This is a genomic window from Nonomuraea sp. NPDC001684 (genome assembly GCF_053596515.1).
On the sequence record NZ_JBSFGJ010000009.1, the window covers coordinates 27,813 to 48,323 of the forward strand.

At 65.8% G+C, this 20,511-nt stretch carries 12 protein-coding genes and 1 pseudogene; 4 read left to right on the top strand and 9 right to left on the bottom strand.

Features of this window, described 5'->3' with window-relative positions:
• Positions 1-137: 137 nt before the first annotated feature.
• Together ACWCSD_RS03615 and ACWCSD_RS03620 are read left to right on the top strand one after the other, a co-directional pair.
• A complete protein-coding gene (locus ACWCSD_RS03615; RefSeq protein WP_449912831.1) occupies positions 138-605 on the top strand; it encodes a hypothetical protein in 468 nt (155 codons plus the stop codon).
• Positions 602-3,982: a hypothetical protein gene (locus ACWCSD_RS03620; protein ID WP_449912833.1), complete on the top strand. Its 3,381-nt coding sequence runs from the start codon at positions 602-604 to the stop codon at positions 3,980-3,982. Before ACWCSD_RS03615 ends, ACWCSD_RS03620 begins: the two co-directional genes overlap by 4 nt.
• 453 nt (positions 3,983-4,435) lie before the next feature.
• On the opposite strand, the gene ACWCSD_RS03625 is transcribed toward ACWCSD_RS03620, so the two are convergent.
• Entirely contained in the window at positions 4,436-5,002 is a 567-nt protein-coding gene (locus ACWCSD_RS03625) for a GNAT family N-acetyltransferase (RefSeq protein ID WP_449912835.1), read from the bottom strand.
• Positions 5,003-5,564: 562 nt separating this feature from the next.
• On the opposite strand from ACWCSD_RS03625, the gene ACWCSD_RS03630 reads away from it, so the two are divergent.
• Positions 5,565-6,518, top strand: a complete 954-nt coding sequence (locus ACWCSD_RS03630) for a hypothetical protein (RefSeq protein WP_449912837.1) — start codon at positions 5,565-5,567, stop codon at positions 6,516-6,518.
• A gap of 402 nt (positions 6,519-6,920) precedes the next feature.
• Here ACWCSD_RS03630 and ACWCSD_RS03635 read toward each other — a convergent pair whose 3' ends face one another.
• Positions 6,921-7,958 carry a hypothetical protein gene (locus ACWCSD_RS03635; protein ID WP_449912839.1) on the bottom strand — a complete coding sequence of 346 codons (1,038 nt, stop codon included), beginning with the start codon at positions 7,956-7,958 and terminating at the stop codon, positions 6,921-6,923.
• Between the two features lie 501 nt (positions 7,959-8,459).
• Here ACWCSD_RS03635 and ACWCSD_RS03640 point away from each other — a divergent pair.
• Complete coding sequence (locus tag ACWCSD_RS03640) at positions 8,460-8,849, top strand: hypothetical protein (RefSeq protein ID WP_449912841.1); 390 nt, start codon at positions 8,460-8,462, stop codon at positions 8,847-8,849.
• Positions 8,850-9,084: 235 nt separating this feature from the next.
• Here ACWCSD_RS03640 and ACWCSD_RS03645 read toward each other — a convergent pair.
• From ACWCSD_RS03645 to ACWCSD_RS03675, 7 genes and pseudogenes are all read right to left on the bottom strand, one after another.
• Positions 9,085-9,734: pseudogene (locus ACWCSD_RS03645) on the bottom strand (response regulator).
• A 274-nt stretch (positions 9,735-10,008) separates the two neighbouring features.
• Entirely contained in the window at positions 10,009-10,419 is a 411-nt protein-coding gene (locus ACWCSD_RS03650) for a hypothetical protein (RefSeq protein WP_449912843.1), read from the bottom strand.
• A 1-nt stretch (position 10,420) separates the two neighbouring features.
• Positions 10,421-10,603, bottom strand: a complete 183-nt coding sequence (locus tag ACWCSD_RS03655) for a hypothetical protein (RefSeq protein ID WP_449912846.1) — start codon at positions 10,601-10,603, stop codon at positions 10,421-10,423.
• A 442-nt stretch (positions 10,604-11,045) separates the two neighbouring features.
• Complete coding sequence (locus ACWCSD_RS03660) at positions 11,046-12,740, bottom strand: hypothetical protein (RefSeq protein ID WP_449912849.1); 1,695 nt, start codon at positions 12,738-12,740, stop codon at positions 11,046-11,048.
• Between the two features lie 179 nt (positions 12,741-12,919).
• Positions 12,920-13,501 (bottom strand): hypothetical protein, encoded by a 582-nt coding sequence (locus ACWCSD_RS03665; RefSeq protein ID WP_449912851.1) that lies wholly within the window; start codon positions 13,499-13,501, stop codon positions 12,920-12,922.
• Between the two features lie 65 nt (positions 13,502-13,566).
• The gene (locus ACWCSD_RS03670) at positions 13,567-18,690 is read right to left on the bottom strand and encodes an Ig-like domain-containing protein (protein WP_449912853.1); all 5,124 of its coding nucleotides are present in this window, start codon (positions 18,688-18,690) and stop codon (positions 13,567-13,569) included.
• 1,078 nt (positions 18,691-19,768) lie between these two features.
• Positions 19,769-20,511 (bottom strand): tetratricopeptide repeat protein (locus ACWCSD_RS03675; RefSeq protein WP_449912856.1); only part of this gene is annotated, 743 nt, incomplete at its 5' end.

Below are 20,511 nucleotides of genomic sequence, written 5' to 3' on the forward strand. Positions count from 1 at the left end.
GTTCTGGTAGGCGCTTTCCGACGGCGGCGCGTTCTTGGTCGTTTCCCTGACGCGTCCATCCGTGCCCGGTCAGTATTGAGCTGGATTCGGGGTTTCCGTCCGCACCGCCGTAGGGGCATGAGACAAAGGAGCAGCCGATGTTGACCGAAGCGCTCACGGCATTGGCCGCCAGTGGCGGTGCGGCCCTGGTGGAGGCGATGGCGACCGATGCCTGGCAGGGGGCCCGCAACGGCATGGCCAGGCTGTTCGGCCGGCAGGGGCCCCAGCGTCAGGCGGCCATCGAGGCCCAGCTGGACGGCAACGTCGGCCTGGTGGAGCAGGACGGCGACCCCGATGAGGCCCGGCGACGGCTGCTGCCGCTCTGGCAGATGGAGCTGGTGCGGCTGCTGAAGGAACATCCCGGCGCCGAGACCGAGCTTCGGCAGCTCATCTCCCACATCCGGGACACCCTGCCCGAGCACCGGCAGGTGCAGCAGAACCAGTACAACATCACCCGCGACAACGCTCGCAGCTTCGCCGTCCAGGGAGGCGACCTCATCTACCACGACCACGCCCCCGCCCGGCAGCAGGACAGGGCGGACGGCGGCGCGGACCCCGCACGGTGACGGACGGGCTGTTCGGTCAAAGGGGGCTCAACGCCCGCCAGGACGTACAGGTGGAGGCCGGCTTCGGCTACGGCGTGATGGGCGCCGACCTGCACGTCTTCGGCGACGGCAGGCCGGTCTACCTGCTCAGGGAGGCCGGTGGACGCACGGCCTCGAATGTCGCGCGCGACCGCCACGGGCTGCCCGCCCAGCCGAGCCACCTGCTCAACGCCCGCCACGCGATCGTGGACTTCACCGGCTGCGCCGACGAGGTCGGCGAGCTGACCGCGTGGCGCGACAGCGGTGACGGCCGCGCGGTTCGCTGGCTGCACGCCCCCGGCGGCCAGGGCAAGACGCGCCTGGCCGGTCACGTCGCCGCGTCGGCCGCCCGGCAGGGGTGGAAGGTGATCGTCGCCGAGCACGCCGCGTCCCTGGTGGTCGATGCCGAGGACCAGACGAGCCACGACCTGCGCCTCGGAGCCGCCCGCGGGCTGCTGATGCTGGTCGACTACGCCGACCGCTGGCCCCTCGCCCACCTGACGTGGCTGGTCAGCAACAAGGTCCTCGACCAGGACGTGCCGGTACGGGTGCTGCTCCTCGCCCGCAACGAGCATGTCTGGCCCGCCCTGCGCCACGCCTTGGTCCAGGCCGGCTGGCCGGCCGGGAATTGCACCGCCCGTGAGCTTGGCGCGCTGCCAAGCGCCGAGGACGCCCGCGCCGGCATGTTCGTGGCCGCCCGTGACTGCTTCGCCCGCTGCTACGGGTTGCCCGACGCCTCGGTAATCGGCGTGCCCGACTGGCTGGGACGGGCGGAGTTCGGCCTCACCCTCGCCGTCCACACCGCGGCGCTGGTCGCCGTCGACCGCCATGCGCGCCGTGCGCCCCAGCCCGCCGGGCCGCACGAGGACATGCCGGCGCTGACCGTCTACCTGCTGGAGCGTGAGAGCCACCACTGGCACGCCCTGCACGGCACCGCCGATCCTCTGGCGGGTGCGCGCACGGCGTTCGGCACGCCCCCGGAGCGGATGCGCCGGGCCGTGTTCACCGCGGTGCTCACCGGCCCCCTCGGCTACCAGGACGCGAAAGCGGTCCTGGACACCGTGGGCGTCGGCGGCGACGCCGACCGGGTGCTGGCCGACCACACCTTCTGCTACCCGCCCGCTGACCCCCGGACCGTGCTGGAGCCCCTGTATCCCGACCGGCTCGCCGAGGACTTCCTGGCCCTGTGCCTACCCGGCCACGACCTGCCCGAGCAGCTGCCGGAGGCATGGGCGGCCGACGTCCCCGAGGCGCTGCTCAGCGCACCCGGTGACGGGGCGCTGGCGCCGTACGCCGCCCGGACGATCACGTTTCTCACCGCGGCCGCCGAACGCTGGCCCCACCTGAACCCCACCTTGGAAGCGCTCGAACGGCTCCTCCCCCAGGAACCGGACGACGCGCCCGATGGCCTCGCCGTCGCCGCCGCCGCCCTCACCGAGCACCTCGCCCGTCACCGCCTGCCGACGCTCAGTGACCCTGCCGCCCGCGCCAGGATGTATCAGGCCCTGGGCCAGCGGCTCTCCAAGGTTGGCCAGAAGGAGAAGGCGGCTGCCGCGCTCACCGAGGCGATCACGCTGTACCGGCCGCTGGCCGCGGCCGACCCGCGCACGTTCGACCCCAGGCTCGCCGAGTCGGCGTTCGGACTGGCGATGGTCCTGCTCGTCGGGAACATCGTCGTGGACGACTGGCCGGCGACGGCGACGCTGACAGCCGGCGGCGACGCGTTGCGATCCGACCGGGCCCAGCCGGACGAGGTGCTGGCGACGTTCCGGGAGGCCATCGAGATCTACCGCCGCCTCGCCGACGACGATCCTACGGAACACCAGTGGAACCTAGCCGTCGCGATCTTCGTGGCCGCCCTGTGCGGGCCGCACCTCGGAGCGGGGCAGGAGTCACTGGCCCTCGCACGAGAGGGCGTCGAGATCATGGGCCGGCTGGTGCACGAGAGGGACGGCCTCGACGAGGAGTCGCTCGACCACGTCGCGATCGCCTTGGGGGGCCTGGCGGGGAACCTGGTGGCCTCGGAACCGGAGCAGGCCGAAGCCCTGGCCCGCGAGTCCGTGGAGATGCTGCGCAAGCTCGTCCATGAGCACCCGGCCAAGTCCGTCCATGAGGAGAACCTGCACAGCACGCTGACCATTCAGTCCGGGGTGCTGATGCGGCTGGGCCGCGCCGAACCGGCGCGCGCCGCGTTCCAGGAGGCTGTACGGATCCGTCACCGGCTGGACCGGCTCAAGGACCCCGACGGCAGCGCCGCCTTTGAGGACACGGCCGCGGTGGTTCTCGGCCTGATCTGGTTCCAAGGCACCGGGAAGGACGTCGAGACCGGCTTGGAGACAGCCTTGGCGGTGTTGCACGAGGAGGCGCGGGACGTCCCCGTCACCCGGGCGATCGCGGTGTCCGGCACCCTCTACGTGCTCAATTTCTATCTGCGCCGGCTGGAACAATGGGATCTTGTCCTGGCCGTGCAGCGCGTTCACGCCGACCTCCTCAGACGCATCGAGAACGACGACTGGATCGACCAGTTGATGGCCAGCGGCAGCATCCTGGGGATGCTGGGCAGGTGGGACGAAGCACTCGACATGATGGGCGAGTTCGCCGCCGAACTTCATCGGAGGGACAGCAGCCACCAGCTGGAGTACTGCCTTTACGCCACGCTGACCACGATGGCCTTCAACGTGCTGGGCCAGACCTCCGATGAGCACCCCGTGGGCGCCTACGAAAACCAGGCGCGGGAGGAGAACGTCGCCCTGCTGGAGCAGATCGCGGCGGCCTACCGTCGGCGCTCCCGCGGTGACGCGCACGAGCGTGATCACGGCCTGGCCGTCACGCTGAAGACGATCGCGGAAGCGCTGTGGATCATGGGCCGGCCGTGGCAGTCCCTGGCCGCCGGCGAGGAGGCCATCGCGGTTCGTCGTCGGCTGGCGTGCGGCGGCTCGCCCGAGCATCTGGACTACCTCGCGGCCGCGCTGAAACGCCAGGCGCACAAGGCCGGAGACATGCGCCGCCATGAGGGGGCCGCCGCCACGGCCGACGAGGCCGCCCGCATCTACCAGCACCTCGTACGGGATGGCCACCACGCGAACGACCTCGCCCTCGCCGCGACCCTGCACCTCCTGGCGACCAACCTGCGGTGGTTCAGCCCGGCCCAGGCGCTGGCACCGGCGCGATGGGCCACCGAGATCCTGGAACGGCTGGCCCACGACGAACCCGCTACGCACGACGCGGACCTCGCGACCATGCTGGACACCCTCGCCGAGGTCCTCGAACTCCTGGGACGCGAGGAGGAGTTCCGGGCTGCGGCGAGCCGGGCGGCCACAGTGCGCGATCGGCTTACCGCGGGGAGCGGCCCCCCGTGACAGGTCGAGGGCGCGGTCAGTAGCAGACGTAGCCGCCGCGCGTCACGCCGAGCACGCCGTCGGTGAGATTCTGCACCTGACCGATGGAGCAGCCGTGGCTGAGCGGCTGGTTGTTCCTTGACTTGGCCGGTGTAGATCCAGAAGGGCGTGGGTGCCGAAAACTGGGTCACAGGGTTTGATCGGGGATTTGCCGCGCTCAGCGGCTCAGTTCCGCCAGGATCGCAGGAGGGCTCTGCGGCTGCTGTACTTGATCGCCATACGGGGTAATCGGCTGGATCGCGCTGCTTGCCCGAGCGCGGCTGTCCAAGGACGCGGAGATGCTTGTGTTGCGGCATCAGGTGGCTGTGCTCCGCCTGCGTCTGCCGAAGGCTCCATTCGTGCGGTTCAAGCCGTATGTGATTACTGGGCCGGCAGGTCGTCCAGTCCATAACGCCGACGACGTCGGGGGGTGCTTCAGAGCGTTGAGACGAAGCGCCGACAGACGTGAACTCGGGCAAACTGCGCGCGTATCGTGTGCTCGTCCTGCAAGCTGGCATGCGCGAAGATCGCCATGGGCCGTAGTCCCGGTTGACGCGCACCAATGGCCCGGTCCGGCTCTCCGGATTCGGTGTAGTAGTTGGCGTAGACGTGGAGGTAGTGCTCACTCTCGGTGAAGCCGTTGGCTCGATACCAGCGCAATGTTGCCGGATCGTCCCTCGTCCAGGCGTCGAGCGTGCGTGCGCCGAGCTTGCGGGCTCGGGCACGGGCCTGGCCGAGGAGAGCGCGGCCGATGCCCCGACGTTGATGGTCAGGATGCACCGCGATGGTTTCAACGGTCGCCAGTTCACCGTCAATGGCGACGTCGAGGATTCCGGCAAGAGTGCCGCCGTCCTGTGCGATGAGTTCGAACCCGGGAGCTAGGATCGCGGGTTTGCTCGTAACGACGTCGTCGAAGTAGGCGGTTGTCAGGAAGGACAGAACGCGGCAGCGCAGCCAGGCGCTCTCGTGTTCGGGGTTGTAGTCACCGATGGCGTAGTGCAAGGCAGATCCTCAATGTGGCCGGCGATGTCCGGAGGGTGGTGGTCGCGACATTGAGAGATCACGGTGGCGATTCTGTATGGCCCGTTCGTTTCTGGGCAACCGATTTGCCGCCCTGGAGGGTCCGCCGATCTCGTACGGCCATCGCCAGCCAGGGTCAGCTTCGCTGTGCGCCGCCTCCCGCTGTGCTCGGGCAGTCTGGGCCATCGGTAGGACGGGCTGCCGCTCTTGAGTGACCTACGAACGTGCCCCGTCTCGTCGTCATTGCCAGACGGGCGGTGCGCAGGACCCTGACCAGGGGTATGCCTCACAAAGCCCTGTTCAACCGGTACTTTTGGTGCATTACGGCAGGAAACGGCATCTGTTTCGCCCTTCCCTGAATGAGTGCGTGAATCTGCCCCTGTCGGCGCCCGCACGTTCGGGTTTGTCTCGCCCAAAGAGGCCGAAATGGCTCGAAGCTTCTGCGCCGCTCTTGGCTCGCTTCGAGGATCGGGCTAACATCGTCCCACAGCCCTCGTTGATCTTTCCGTCGCAGAACTACGTAGGCGACTGGAAGGAGAATTGCGTGACAGCCAAGAAACGCCAAAGGCGCAACCGTTCTGGCCGTGGCGACTCAAGGCCACAACAGAAATCAGCGTCTTCGACTGCTGGACAATCGTCAGAATCGAAGCCTTGGTTCAGTGAGCGTAAATTCCAGGTCTTGATGAGCGTAGGTGTGGGGCTGGCGCTACTGGCTGTAGCGGTGATCATAGCTCCGTTTCAAGAGGGACGTGCCCAGAAGGGGGCTGAGAACGCAAAGGATCGTGAGCTTGGCGAAGGCCCTTCGCTTATCGCAAGAGTAAAGGAGGCGAGCTCCGATGACGCAGGCTTCACTTGGGTCTTCCCGAATCCCTTGACAGCAACACAAAAGGCTCAAATCGAGAATACGCGATGGTCGAGCCCGGAGAAGTGGACGCCCATGCTCGCTGCAATGAATGGCCGAAGGCTATTCTTCAATGGCAGCATAAAAGCCGAGTATCAGGGGTGGGCGGGAAGTTACCTGCTTACTCTCACCGGGAACCGGCGCTTGCCTGCACTGATCACCGGCATCGAACTGCGGGTCAAGAAGCGGCTAGATCTTCCCCGTGGCGCATTGTTGCAAGTTCCTGCCCAGGGTGGCGAGCCGATTGAGACGGTTGTCTTCAGTCTCAAGTCCGGAAACGATCAGCCCAAACCCATGGTGGTCAACGATGATTCGACGCTCTCTGCACTGTTTTCTTCTCGAACCACGTTTCTTGCAGAAGGAGAACCGAAAGAATGGCGAATCACTGCAGTGGGCGACTGCTGGTGTCTATGGGAACTAGTGATCCACACGCGAGTCAAGGAAAGAGACGAAAGCGTGGTGGTCCGGGCTGACGGCACGTCCACCGGTCCATTCTTTGAGACAATCGGTACATTCGACGACGACTGGATCAACAAATATCGTGACGTCTACCTGCTTGACGTCGAGACGAAACATTTCAAACGCAAGCGACAGTGAGCCCCCATGCATTCCCCGGACGCACTGACTTTGAGCTCGCTCTGTGAGCGATCGTGGCACAGGTATGGCGGTGTCAGAGAATCTGGGCGCCTCTCTCTTTGAGCGACACCCAACCGGCAGACCAAGCCCTATTGGCCGCGAGCGGCCCCTGGCCGACTATTCCGCGCGCGCCGGCAAGTGGCGGAACCCGGCAGCATGCGAAGATCCTTCTTCCTCCGGGCCGGCGTAGAAGTCCACGGGCTTCGGACACGTCCTATCCCCGTCCGCTGCTTCTCGAGACCGCGGGCGAGCGCCCTCGTACGGTCATGACGGGTGGACGTGTCCTGCAACGAGAGATGGGACATCTGCGCCACCCCCGCCAGGAGTAGACGGCGCGACCTCGATGCCGAGCATGGCGAGCTCTCAACGACGATGAACTGCCTCATCCTGAGCCCGCGCGAGGTCGGCCAAGGCATGCAGGAGGGCGGTGGTCCTGGCCCCGCGTGCTGGATGCAGAGCCTCAGGGACGGCGTCCAGGAGGACGAAGGCCGCCGGATCGCAGCCGAGCCCGCCGATGAGACTCCAATCCTGGCCTTCAGCGCGCACCACTTCGGGCCGCTGCTCGCTGTCGAGGTAGAGGCGGATCCGGCCGTAGGGCGGCGGCTCCTGCAGGTAGGCGCGTGCGGCGTCCAGAGCGGCTGACATGCCGGCCAGTTCCGGCAGCGGCTCGCTGCTGAAGGTGACGCCGTCGAGGGGGAAACGCTCACGCCAGGCCGACCACCGCGAGCGGATGGCGTGGGCCATCATCCGCCGCCGGACCGGGCTCCATTCCGGGCCAGGGTAGGGCAGGGCTCGCCGCCGGTGGTTGACCCAGAACCCGCGCCATGCGACCTGAAGCGGCATCGGTGGCAGTTCGCTGCCGTAGCGGTGCAGCAGCTGGTCGTAGGCGCGGTGGCCACCGGTCTGGATGAGCTCGTGGCATGCCCGGCAGGTCGCCCAGTCCATGACGCCGACGACCTCGGCACCGGCCACGTTCAGCGGGCCGATGCCCAGCGGCGATTCTTCCAGCGCGACCCGAACGTCGGCGCCCTCGTAGATCCAGGCCGCCTCGGGGTTCCGGCAGAACTGGCAGCGAGGGTCGCCGCCCAGCTCCACGGGCCAGCCACCGCGCGCGGCGACCAGGTCCGGGCCTGCCAGCAGCCCCACGACCGCGGCCTGGTCGGCCACGATCCAGCCAGGATCATCGGGGCGCAGATCAGGCCAGGTATCCCGGAGCAGCGCCACGCTTGCGCCTGCTCCGACGAGGGTGGTACGGACGTTGAGTTCATCCAGCAGGTAGAGGGTGTAGCCGCCGGGGCGCGGTGGCAACCCCAGTGCCTCACAAGCGTCGACGAAGTCGCTGCCGAACTCCTCGGGGATGAAGTCGGGAGCCAGGAGGACCACCCGATACTCGTCCATCATGCTCTCATGCTCGGCGCTGATGTGGCTCCTTGCCAGCGCTTTCGCGTCTTTGGGAGCTGGCTGCCGCGCGAGGCGATCCTTCGGTGCACCAGCTCGGCAGACTGCCGGCGTCGAGCTGGTCGTGGGTTGTGCTGGTCCGCCTGGGTGCTGTCGCCATTGGAAGGTTCGCTCTCCTGGCAGGCTAAGGAAGCACTGGCCCGCCAGGACCGTCCGCCCAGGTATGTGGTGCAAAACACCTCGAGGTACGTGGTGCGACAGGCCCTGTCTGCCCGGCGAATACGGGACAGGCGGTGCGGCCGGTCAGCGCTCACAATGATCTCGGGCAGAGATGAGCAGGGCGATGTCTGCCGGGGAGCTTGTTCACCGGCACAGCAGCCTGGAATCCGGGGCTACGGGTGCTGACGATGCCCTCAGGCGCCCCCAACGAGAGACAGCTTGTCAGAAATCCGGAAGGACGGGTCCGAGCCCGTCACGATCGTCAACCCAGGAGAAGGAGCAACGATGGGAATCACCCGACGCACGCTCGCGGCCGGCTTTGCCGCCTTGGCCATCGCCGGAGGGATCACCGTGGGCGCGTCTCCCGCGAACGCCGCCACTGACTCGTGTGTGAGCTTCTCGGAGGGCACTCTCTGCGCCAGCATCGTCTGGAGCGGCTGGTCGCCCAACTATCGGGCTCAGCTTTACAGGACCGCGCCCGGATCGGGCCGCTACGACTTCCACCTGTACTGCTCGGCGGGCCGCTGGTTCGGCGACGAAGGTGCCTTCACCGCCGCGGTGAACGAGGTCAAGAGCTACGTGTTCCAAGTCGGGAACCAAGGCTCGTGCCGCGTCGAGCTTCGGAACGGGAACGATGGTTCACTGATCACGGCCACGGGCTACATTCAGCCGTAGAAAGCGCAACGAGTGCCAGTGCCCTTCACCATTCGCATCAGAGCGACGGGAATTGCGACTCGAACTCTCCGTCCTTCAAACCGGTGTGGTGGAGGAGGCCTGCTCGTGTGACCCCGCTGCCGTGCCGCAATGACCCCCACGGCACGGCAGCGCTCGGCACTGTCACCTGCAAGGCCTCCACCTTGCAGCAGAGAACGCGCTCAAGTGAGCGCGGCGACCAGGCCTGTCATCGTCATCAGCGGCTGTCGTCGGTGGTGAGCAGACAGCAGCGGAAGGCGGTGGCGACGGCGGCGGCTCGGTCGTTGACGCCGAGCTTGGCGAAGATGTGCCGCACGTGGCTCTTGACCGTCGCCTGGCTGATGAACAGGTGGGCGGCGGCCTCCCGGGTTGGTGTGACCGTCGGCGATAAACCGGAGGGTCTCCAGCTCGCGGGCGCTCAGCGGGTCGGCGGGGGGTACGGACCTGGCCGAGGAGGCGGGTGGCCACCGAGGGCGACAGCACGGCCCCACCGCGCGCCCGCGGTACGGACGGCACGGACGAGATCGTCGGGGGCGGTGTCCTTAAGGACGTAGCCGGTGGTGCCAGCCCCGATGGCGGGGATGACGTCGCGGTCGGTGCCGTAGGTCGTCAGGACCAGCACACGAGCGGCCAGATCCAGCTCGACCAGCTTCCTGATGGCGATGACACCGTCCATTCTCGGCATGCGCAGATCCATGAAGATCACATCAGGTTCCAAAGCCCGGGCCAGTTCGACGGCCTGCGCGCCGTCGCCTGCCTCGCCGAGCACACCTCGAAGCTGGGGTCGGTGGCGAGCATGCCGCGGATGCCGCCGCGGACGATTGGGTGGTCGTCGGCGATGATCAGCCGGACCGGGCGCTCAGCCACGGGGGACCACCGGGAGGCTCGCCGAGATCGCGGTAGCAGTGCCGTCCCCGAACTCGATCGCCAGGAGGACCAGCCGGTACTCGTCCATCATGCCCTCATGCTCGGCGCTGACGTGGCTCCTTGCCGGCGCCTTCGCGTCTTTGGGGGCAGGCTGCCGCGCGAGATGATCCTTCGGTGCACCAGCTCGGCAGGCCGTCGGCGTCGAGCTGGTCGCGGGTCGTGCTGGTCTGCCTGTGTGCTGTCGCCGTTGGAAGAGGCTCGCTCTACACGCAGGCTAAGGAATCAGATCGATCTCCGCTGCCGGCCACAGCGCTCGGAGCGGGACCGGGTCGGCTGTCACGATGGGCAGTGCGCGCCGACGTGCCGCGTAGGCCACGGACGCGGCCGTCACCGCCTGCGCGGCCGCGTACGGTGCGACGGTGCGCAGAATCTCGGCCACGGCTGGAGCGCTGCCGGCGGTGAGGGACTCCACGATGGTGATGTCCATGCCGACGAGCGCGTCCAGCACCGGGACGGCTTTGTCGGGAAGCTGGGCGATCGCCGCGGTGAGCGCAGCGGAGGTCGTGATGAGCGGCACCACGTAGCCCTGGTGCTCTGCGCGGGACCAGACGACGGCGTCCACGTACGCGCTGGAACGCAGGCCCCAGGCCGTGAGCGCGCTGGAGTCCAGGACGCGGCCGAGCACGTCAGGCGGCGTGCGCGGCGCGGCGCGCGGCGAATTCCTCGTCGCGCCGCTCGTGAAGTGCAAGCATGTCGGCCGGGGGCGGGCTGCCCATGATGTCGCGGAGCGTGGCCAGCGTGGCGGCGCGCTGCTCATCGCTGTAGACCTGGTTCTCCTCGGTCTCGCAGATCTCACGTTCGGCTTCCATGTCGTTCAATCTACCCGCCCCCGCCTTGCTGTAGCCAGCGAATCGGAACAGCACCGGTGGTCGGCCCTGCAGTCGTCGGCGCGGTCTTGGCGCGGTCGCCTCGCAGCGGCGCTCGCGCACTACGTCGCCGAGGTAGTGGCATCGGTCAGGGCGTCCACGCGCTGCGAAGACGGGTGTTGGCGGTGCCGAGCACCGTCCGGTCAACCTCGGCGGGGACATGCCTACGGGCGGCGAGCAGTTCGGCGGTAAGCGCGTTCGGGGGCGCCTGCAGCTCCGGCGGCTTGAGCGAGGCTCCATGCCAGTGCTCTGGCCCCCTTCGGACGCTTGCTGCCTCCCACCGGGCAACGGTTCCCGTGGGAACACCTGCTCGGTCGGCAGCTGACGGGTGACCTGTCCGCGCTGCCGCAGCACCACACGCGTGCCGTCGTACAAGGCCAGCCCGTTACGCGTCATCTGGGAGCGGCAGTCCGAAACGATCGATCATGTCTGCTTGGTCCTCTCGCCCCTGCCTGATGAGCAGGTTCAGCAGACGAGTGGCAGCGGAGGGCGCGCCGATGTCGACCAGGGCGCGCAGCTCGTCGGCCTGCTCCTGCTCAGCCAGCAGCGCGGCCAGCTCCTGAGCAGCCTCGTAGTGGCCAGCTTCGATCAGAGTACGCAATTCCTGTGTCCGGCCCTGCCCGGCCAGCAGGGCGGCGAGCGGCCCGATGGCGCCGTCCTCGCCCGCCCCGGCGAGCAGGTACAGATCTTCTGTCCGGCCCGCCTTGGCCAACCAGAGGATGGCGTCGGCGTGGCCCGCCATGCCGAGCTCGCGCACCTCGGCGATACGGCCTTGCTCGGCCAGCAGCTCGGTGAGGCACCGGGCGGCAGGGTAGTAGCCCTGCTCGGCAAGCTCGCGCAGCTCGTCGATGCGGCCTTCCCGACCGAACAGGTCGGTCGGGAGGGCGGCCGCGACGTGGTTGCCTCTGGCGGCCAAGTCGCGGAGCTCGTTGATGCGGCCTAGCTCGGCCAGCTGGTAGCCCGCGGTGAAGTGACCGGATTCGACCAGGTCGCACAGCTCGCCGATGCGGCCTTGCTCGGCAAGAAGCCGGGCCAGCCATGCCACGGCGTTCGGCCGGTCCTCGGTGGCCACAGGAGTCAAGAGGGCAATGGCTTCCTCCGTTCGGCCCTGCTCGGCCAGCCATTCAGCCAGCCGTTGCGCGGCATGAGGATGCCCCTTCTCGGCCAGGACGCGCAGGTCGTCGACGCGGCCACACCGAGCGAGCAGGTTGATCAGTTCACCGATCATGCCGCGGCCGGTTTCGGCGAGGGCCTTCAGTTCCCGCAACGGGGCGTGCTTCACCCGTAGTTCGAGAAGCCGGCGGACGACAGAAGGATCACCCGTGTGCGCAAGGCCGCGCAAGGCGGCGATGGCCTGGTCCACTTCGCCCTGCTCGAGCAGCAGCTCGCCCAGCCTGGTGGCGACGATGGGATGGCGCCCCACCGCGGGGATGGCGCGCAGGGCAGCGATCGCCTGGTCTGGCGCCCCTCGTTTGACCAGCAGGCTGGCCAACTGGTCGGCGGCGTAGGGGAAGCCGTCGTCGGCCAGGGCGCGCAGGGCCTCGATCCGGCCTTGCTCGACCAGGAGTTCGGTGAGCCGGTGGGCAGCTAGGTCGTTACCGTCATCGGCCAGGGCGCGCAGGTCATCAAGTCGGCCCAGATCGGCCAGCAGCGCAGCCAGCGAATTAGCGGCTTCGGGGTCCCCATTGTCGGCGAGGGCACGCCAGAAGGACAGCGCGTCCTCCTCTCGACCCTGCTCGACCAGCAGATTGGCGACGACCCAGGGATGGGCAAGCCTGGCTCTGCCCGCGCGCAGGCACAGTGCCATGGCCTCGTCGGCGCGGCCGCGGTTGACCAGCAGCAGCATCAGGCTGTCGGCGGCGACGATGTCTCCGCTGTCGGCCAGGGCACGCAGGGCCTTGATCCGGCCTTGTCGGGCCAGCAGCTCACTCAGCACCTGTGATGCCCGACCGTCAGCGGCATGAGGGTCGGCGGCCAGAGCGCGGCGCAGCAGCTTCTCCGCGCAGCCGTACAACAGCAGGAACATCGCCTTATCGGCGGCATGCACCAGCTCCTGCGGGCTGTCCACGTGGTCGAGCACCGCAGGCCACGTCGTGGCGGCCACCTTGGTGAACCGGCGCTGGCGGCCCAGCTGCTGCCGGCGACCAGGTCCTCCAGTCGGTCGCGTGCTGTTCTTTACAGTTAAGGCAATCAGGACCGAACTTGGAGGGCTGGTCACAAATAGTGGTCAGGCCCGCTTTCACACGTCAGAGCCCCTGGTTATGGGTGCCATTGGAAGATGGCGGAATCGTGAGTTGTTTCCAGCCATTCATCGGTGAGCCGGAAGCCTGACCGGGTATCCAGCACGGCCATGGCAGCTGCCCGTACATTATCCGTCGCATCGAAGATTCGTAGCTCTTTCAGGATATTGACGCTCTCCGAAGGCCACGTTTGGCGTTCAAGAATGTCAAGATCCAAGAGGATCTCGCCCGCCCGGGCAAGGCGAAGGCTGTTGTTAGCGTGCGTGTCCCAGTAGATGGCGTATACATCACCCAGGGTACTCAGCTTTTCTGTCACCCGTTCATAGGCGAGCTGGGACCCTGTCTCGTAAAGAACTAGCGCTTTCCCGAAGTTTTCAATGACAATATCGGCCACATGGTAGTCCATGTACTCGCCAATATGTCCGCGTTCGACTCTGAAGGGGCGGCCATCGCTGACGATTTCGGCGACGGCTTGCTGCGACGTAACTTTGGCCGGCAGGACAATGGTCCATGACTGCTGCCTTGCCACGCCGAGATGACGCGCCAAGAGCTCCTCGTAGTACTTGAGAGCCGCCGTCCAGCTAGGTGCAATCTCGACCATGTGAACCTCAATCGTGGCTGGATGCTCTGGCGCCCCGCAGACGGAAAGCGCCAGAGCATCACTGTTTACTTGAATCTGATGAAGAATCTGTCTCCGTCGATCACGCGATCTTTGCTATACCAGACGCTCTGGGCGCTTCCGAAGTTGGTGTTTTGTCTCAGGTTGAGTACGGCTACTGAATAATCCTTTGACCCCTTGTCCCGGGTGTAGCGGACCCCTTGGTAGGTATCGTTGAAAGGGTATTCGTCACAGCTCCCACCTGGCCCCGGCCTGGTACCCCAAGGCGCGGCTAGGTCAAATCGGTCCCCATATTTTTTCCCCCATTTCCGTTCGCATTCGGCGACCGCTGCATCCCTGTTGTAGTCCTCGATACCCAGGTAGCCGCCCCGCTTAAGAGCAGTCCGTTCAGAGAATCCCGGGATGTCCTTGTCGGTGTTCTGCCAAGTGGGAACCGTGGAATCCGGATCATCCTTTGCTAGCTTGAGATGCTCATAGACATCGTCCCAGCCGTCGCCCTTGCCTACCATCAGCGAGGATGTGATGCCCCGAAAAACGCACCCTCCCTTTTTAGCGCCGAATTGACTGATCGCCGGAGAGGTGTCGCAGCGCACTTCTGGCCCGAGATCATCGTTCCATCTGTCTGCCGAAAACTCCCATTGAACATTTATGCTCACGCGACAGTTGTGTATGGCCTGCTTGTCAGATGCGAAGCTGGTGGGGGAAGTGAGATGGAAGGTGTGTTGATTCCCTCCGGCGTCTTCCCACCAGTGCATGGCGGACGAGTACTTTTCAAGGCCTGGGGTGGGCGAGTTCGGCTGACAGCTAGTGCCGTTGCCGGAGGATGTCACCGCCACGGCATAGAGGTCGTCGCGAGTAATCCGTTCCGGCCCTACGCGAGGGGCCATAAGCGTGTGAAAATCGTCCAGTCCTACCTTGACGACGAAGTCGCGCGAGGTATTCAAAGTCTCAGCAATAACAGTGACTCTGTATCCCTTCTTCTCGTTATACACCTTCTGGCCAGTATTCTTATCGATGGTATAAGTGTATGAGAAGGTGTATCCCCAGAAGCACCATGAGAAGCGGTTTTTCAGCCAGCCGCCTGGCCGGTTCTTTCTGACATTCCTTCGGTCTATCCACAGCCATGGCTTGTTGTCGTCTTGGCACTCATCCACGCTGATGCGTTCCGGAGTCCATGCAGCACCAGCAGCCGCGCTCGTGGTAACGCTCGTGGATGTTCGAGCGACAAGTAGGGACACCTCCAGCGGGTGCCAGTCGGTCCACATACCGTTGACGCCGTTGGAGGTTGCGCGGGCTCGCCAGCGTAGCTTCCAGCCGTCGTTGAGCTTGCCGTCAGGCACGTCGATGTAGGCGTACTCCTGATTTGCGACGATGGGGCTGGTGCCGGACCAGATCAGGCCGTTGCCTTGGTCGGAAGCCTGCGGGTCGTGCTCCACCTCCACCGTCATCGCGATCGATGGCTGACCGTAGGGGTGGTACATCATCGCGCCGAACGTCGGCGTGAGCGACGAGGCCACTACACGATCTTCGTCACTGGTCGGGCTGGCGTACTCATAGAGCACTTCAGGCTTGGCAGCGTCGACGGTGAGCTGATGCCAGTCGGTCCACATGCCGTTGACGCCGTTGGAGGTTGCGCGGGCTCGCCAGCGTAGCTTCCAGCCGTCGTTGAGCTTGCCGTCAGGCACGTCGATGTAGGCGTACTCCTGATTTGCGACGATGGGGCTGGTGCCGGACCAGATCAGGCCGTTGCCTTGGTCGGAAGCCTGCGGGTCGTGCTCCACCTCCACCGTCATCGCGATCGATGGCTGACCGTAGGGGTGGTACATCATCGCGCCGAACGTCGGCGTGAGCGACGAGGCCACTACACGATCTTCGTCACTGGTCGGGCTGGCGTACTCATAGAGCACTTCAGGCTTGGCAGCGTCGACGGTGAGCTGATGCCAGTCGGTCCACATGCCGTTGACGCCGTTGGAGGTTGCGCGGGCTCGCCAGCGTAGCTTCCAGCCGTCGTTGAGCTTGCCGCCAGGCACGTCGATGTAGGCGTACTCCTGGCTTGCGACGATGGGGCTGGTGCCGGACCAGATCAGGCCGCTGCCTTGGTCGGAAGCCTGCGGGTCATGCTCCACCTCCACCGTCATCGCGATCGATGGCTGACCGTCGGAGTGGTACATCATCGCGCCGAACGTCGGCGTGAGCGACGAGGTCACCATATTCTCTTCGTCACTGGTCGGGCTCACCCGCTCGTAGAGCACTTCCGGCTTGTCTGCATCTACAACAAGCTGGTGCCATTCGTTCCAGGCACCGTTGACGCCGTTGGAGGTTGCGCGGACTCGCCAGCGTAGCTTCCAGCCATCGTTGAGCTTGCCGCCAGGCACGTCGACGTAGGCGTACTCCTGGCTTGCGACGATGGGGCTGGTGCCGGACCAGATCAGGCCGTTGCCTTGGTCGGAAGCCTGCGGGTCATGCTCCACCTGCACTGTCAGCGCCATCGTTAATGAGCCGTCGGGGGCATACACCCGCGCGCCGAATGTCGGTGTAAGGGAAGAGGTGACCAATCCCTCGTCATCCTTGGCTGGCTTCGCGTACTCGTAGAGTGCCACCGGGCCGTTGGGATCGGGTGGGGTGGTCTTCGTAGTGAAGGACCATCTGAATGGCGACATGACGTTACCGGCCTCGTCCTGGGCGTTGCTCACCTCGGACGTGTACGTGCTCTCGCCTTCAAGAGGGGAGGTAGGCAGGAAGCTGATCACCGTCGCAGATTCGCGTTCCACCGTGCCCTCAAGCATGGTGCCAGCGGCGTCCCTGACGGTCACTTGCCCGTCCACAGTTGGTTCACTAAAAGTCGCCCTGATGGGACCTCCGAGTTCCGCCTCGACCGCGTCCTTAGCGGGCGTGGTGTCGATGACACTCGGCACCGTGGTGTCCAACTGCTTGGTGACGAACGACCACACATGTGGGGTCATAACGTTGCCCAAGCTGTCTTTACCGTTGCGTGTCTCGACGTTGTAGACCGTCTGGGGCATGAGTCGCGTAGCTGGCGCGAAGGTCCAAATCTTGCCGGAAACATCGACGGTGACGTCACCCGGTACTGAAGTACCTCCCGAGTCCTTGAGTGTGATCAGCACATCGGAGGTGGGTTCGCTGAACGTGGCGATGATCGTACTCGCGAGTGGCACATCGGTGGCATCGACAGCCGGCGTGGTTTCCACGACTGAAGGTGGCGTCGTGTCACCTTCAGTTGCGAACGACCAGGAATACGGCGCCATGATATTGCCGGCGGCGTCGGCGGCGCTGGACACATCGACGGTGTAGGTAAGTCCGCGGGAAAGCGCATTGCCTGGCTTGAATGTCCATGTGCTGTTGTTCGCCGTCGCCGTTGAGCCGGGTATCTCCAGGCCTGTGGAGTCCTTGAGTGTTACCTGTGCGCCGGACACGGGTTCACTGAAAGAGATGGCGACGGAGATGTCAGATGGCACGTCTTTAGCGTTGCTGGCTGGACTGGTCGTTGTGATGACAGGTGGCGTGTTGTCCGACTTGGTGGGGGGAGTCCAGCCGTCGGGCAACCCCGGCATCAACCCTCTATTGTTTTTAACAGCCTCGATCTCTTCCGCAGTCGCATCAGCCGGGGGGGAGATGTCCGCAAGGTCGACCGGAACGGTCCACGGAGACTGCTGGTCTGCTTCTTCGCCCTCCTCGGTCGTCGGCGTGCTCGGAATCGACGGAGTCGCGTTCCCCGAGGCGTCAGGAAGCGCAGCAAATTCCGCAGCAGAAGGATCCCGGGTTTGTGTAAGGGTCTTCATGCCTGTGTACAGCTTCAGCGGTTGGTATTTGACGATGAGGACGGGGCCGCGAGGAGTAAAGGGCCAGGTGTCGTAACCTCCGTACTCATCCGAGCGGTACCAGCGCCAGTTGGTGGGGACGCTCTCACTTGAGGAGGACAATTGAACGCCGTAGTCGGCGGCGCCGTCCATCCATGCCTGGGTGATCTGCTCGATTGAGTAGTAGAGCTCGCCCTCGCCTTCAGGGCAGTCGACACCGTAGGCGCCCTTATTGCCGATCTGCCCGCTCACAGTCACCGAGGGCTGGTTGGACCAGGTCATCGTGTTGATGTCCCAGGAACTCGTGACGCGGCGGGCGGTGATACCAGCCGTGGCGGTGTCGCTGCAGTCATTGGTGTCGTAGTTGTAGAGCCTCAGGTCTGCGTTGTCGACGGTGCCCCCTTCCAGGGGCGTTCCTTTGATGTTGAAGCGGATGTAGCCGTTCCAGGTCACGGTGCCGCTATTGGATCGGCCGACGATGATGCGGTTGAGCCCCTTGTTGTTGAGGCTGCTGGGATAGCTGTGGCTGACAAAGGTGTCCCCGGCGATGCCGGTCCCCGTCCAGTCCTCCAGTGGAGCCGCAAGTGTGACTGGGTAGGTGACGGAGGGATCAGCCAGAAAGGCGGTGTCGGGGGCGAGCACCAGCGCGCCATCGCGGTCCACGCTGGCTTTGGCCGTACTCATCCGCCCGGTGGCGGGTGCTTGCACCTCGGTCGCGTCCAGCATGGGAGTGGCGGCCATGTCGGCGATCTCTCTGCCCTTGCTGTCCAGAACGCCGAGGGTCTTATCGCTGCCCTCGCCCAGGGCGAACCCCTTGGGAAGCTTGAGGGGGATGCGCAGCTTCAGCCCCTTCGCAGGCCGCTGCCGAAGCACGATTTCATGCCGGAACCCGCTCGGCGTGACTGTGATGACTAGGTCGATGCCGGGCCCGTATGCCTGAGGGTAGGTGGCGATGTTGCCTTTGAACACCGGTTTAGGCAGGGGGGATGGGGCGGAGATGGTTCCCTTACCGGTGTCTGCGGTATAGGTCACTGCCGCTGTGTCGCCGCCGAGCGACAACGTCAGATCACCCTTGACAGCCTTCGGGCGCAGGACGCCGCCTTCCTCGACCAAGGTGGGGTCAAACGGTTGCCAGACACCCCCTTTCTTGACCCGGACCACCGTGCTGGACAACTCGGCAGTGACGGTCGCACCGTCGGGATTGGCATAGTAGGTGGCGCTTTCCGAACGCAGTGATTCGATCTCGACCCGGTTATTGACCTTTTGGGCTTGGAGGAGCGCAGCGTCCATGGGGTCTGTCACTGCGGGAGTCGGTGTGGGGGGCGTGGTAGGTGCGGTGAACTCCTCGGCCATGGCTGGCACGCCAAGCAGGGAGAGGAAAAGCGCGGGTGCACTGATCAGGGCAGCCCGGCGGCGCGTCCGGCGGCTTAAACCGAACGCTAGTCGTGATGTGCTCACTCCGACCTTTCGAACAGAAGGATGCAAAACGGAGCGATCTTCGCATAAGTTCCATATAAAAGTAAAGACACTTTTATATGACAAACTCTGCGCAAGAGGGCAACGACCGCAAGGTGCTGGCCGGGCCAGCTCATCTCAGACGGGCCGCCTGCAAGGCCGGTGGCTACCATGACGCACCCGTGTACTGATCGAGGCGCTGCTGCTGTCGCGCCGCCTGGCCGACGAGCACGTTGTAGCTGGTCTGGCCCCAGTCCTAGCGACCGGGGCGCTGACTGCAGATACCGTCGTGCTGGAGGCCCCCAGGCCGAAGAAGCGGACACCACCACCCAGCCGGCCACTCCGGTTGAGCTTGAACGCGACGATCACGCGAAGGTATCCTTCCTGGCGAGCGGCGCATGGCGCAGCTGTCGCCCAATCCCCGACCGCTGCCCTCGGTGTCCATCTACGACCAGCGCTTGCCGCTGCCGTCCTCATGCCAAGAAGACGGGCCATGGCCACCCACCCGACCGAGATTAATGTAATCGTTTCCCGGGGTGGAGGGGTCGCTCTTGTGCCCCGCACGGCTTGGTCCGGTGCGGCCGGTGCGCGGCGGCCTCGCGCCGACGGGACGCCGCCTGATTGGCGTGCCGCCGCGCTCGGCGGCTGCTCCTCTGCGGCGAAGGCAGGACTGTCCCGTGATGGGCCCCGCCGATGGCCGGGCATGAGAGGCGCCCATGCCCGGTCGGGTGCCTGCACTGGTAAGCGTGGAGGGGCTGCAGTTTCACCAGATGTGAGCGGAAGGCGTCTCAGGCCTGATGGGCAGTTCGACCCGGGCTCGTTGTTCGCAACCTCGTGCAGGCCGTTGCGCCGCGTGACAAGCGCCGCCGTCAGCAGGCCGGGTTGTTCGAGCGGGTCAGGTCAGTGCGCGGCCAAGCTAATTGAGCATCCACCCACTGATCGGCTGACTCACGCTCGTCATGCGGCTGTTCTGGGCTCACAAGGCAGGTGGCATGTCGCCACCGGATTCCAGGGCGGCCAGGTACTCGGCGGCCGTGGTGGCCTCGGGCACGCCGAGCCGCTGGTAGAGCGCCACCGCCTGGCGCAGCCCGGCCACTGCGGCGTCCCGGTTTCCGTTTGCGGCCGCGCAGCGGGCGATGCCTTCCAACGCGTGCGCCTCATCCAACGGGCTGTTGACCTGCTGGGCCAGGTCCAGCGCCTGCCGGTACACCCTGGCTGCCTGCTCCGGCCCAGCAGAGACCGCCAGCAGGTCGCCGGTGTAGTTGAGCGTTTCGGCCTCCCCTAGCCGGTCGCCTACCTGCCGGAACAAGCTCAGCGCCCGCGCCAGTAGATCGGCGGCCGTCAGATGCTCTCCGGTTCGCGTGTGCACGCAGCCCAACAGCTGTACTGCGTTGGCTTGCCCGAGTCGGTTGCCGAGCTGTTCGTACAGGGCCAGCGCCCGCTCGGCCAGGTTGGCCGCCTGCGCGTACTCCCCGGCCAGGAGCCGGACCTGCCCCAGGACCTGGAGGGCGTTGGCTTGCCCGAGCCGGTTGCCGAGCTGTTCGTACAGGGCCAGCGCCCGCTCGCTCAGGTCGGCCGCCTGCGCGTACTCCCCGGCCAGGAGCCGGACCCGCCCCAGGCCCCAGAGGGCGTTGGCTTGCCCGAGCCGGTTGCCGAGCTGTTCGTACAGGGCCAGCGCCCGCTCGCTCAGGTCGGCCGCCTGCGCGTACTCCCCGGCCA

Excerpts from the sequence above, each read along its gene's own strand:
- ACWCSD_RS03635 (WP_449912839.1), bottom strand. The coding sequence starts at position 7,958 with ATGATGGACGAGTATCGGGTGGTCCTCCTGGCTCCCGACTTCATCCCC.
- ACWCSD_RS03670 (WP_449912853.1), bottom strand. The coding sequence starts at position 18,690 with ATGGCCGAGGAGTTCACCGCACCTACCACGCCCCCCACACCGACTCCC.
- ACWCSD_RS03640 (WP_449912841.1), top strand. The coding sequence starts at position 8,460 with ATGGGAATCACCCGACGCACGCTCGCGGCCGGCTTTGCCGCCTTGGCC.
- ACWCSD_RS03655 (WP_449912846.1), bottom strand. The coding sequence starts at position 10,603 with ATGGAAGCCGAACGTGAGATCTGCGAGACCGAGGAGAACCAGGTCTAC.
- ACWCSD_RS03665 (WP_449912851.1), bottom strand. The coding sequence starts at position 13,501 with ATGGTCGAGATTGCACCTAGCTGGACGGCGGCTCTCAAGTACTACGAG.
- ACWCSD_RS03615 (WP_449912831.1), top strand. The coding sequence starts at position 138 with ATGTTGACCGAAGCGCTCACGGCATTGGCCGCCAGTGGCGGTGCGGCC.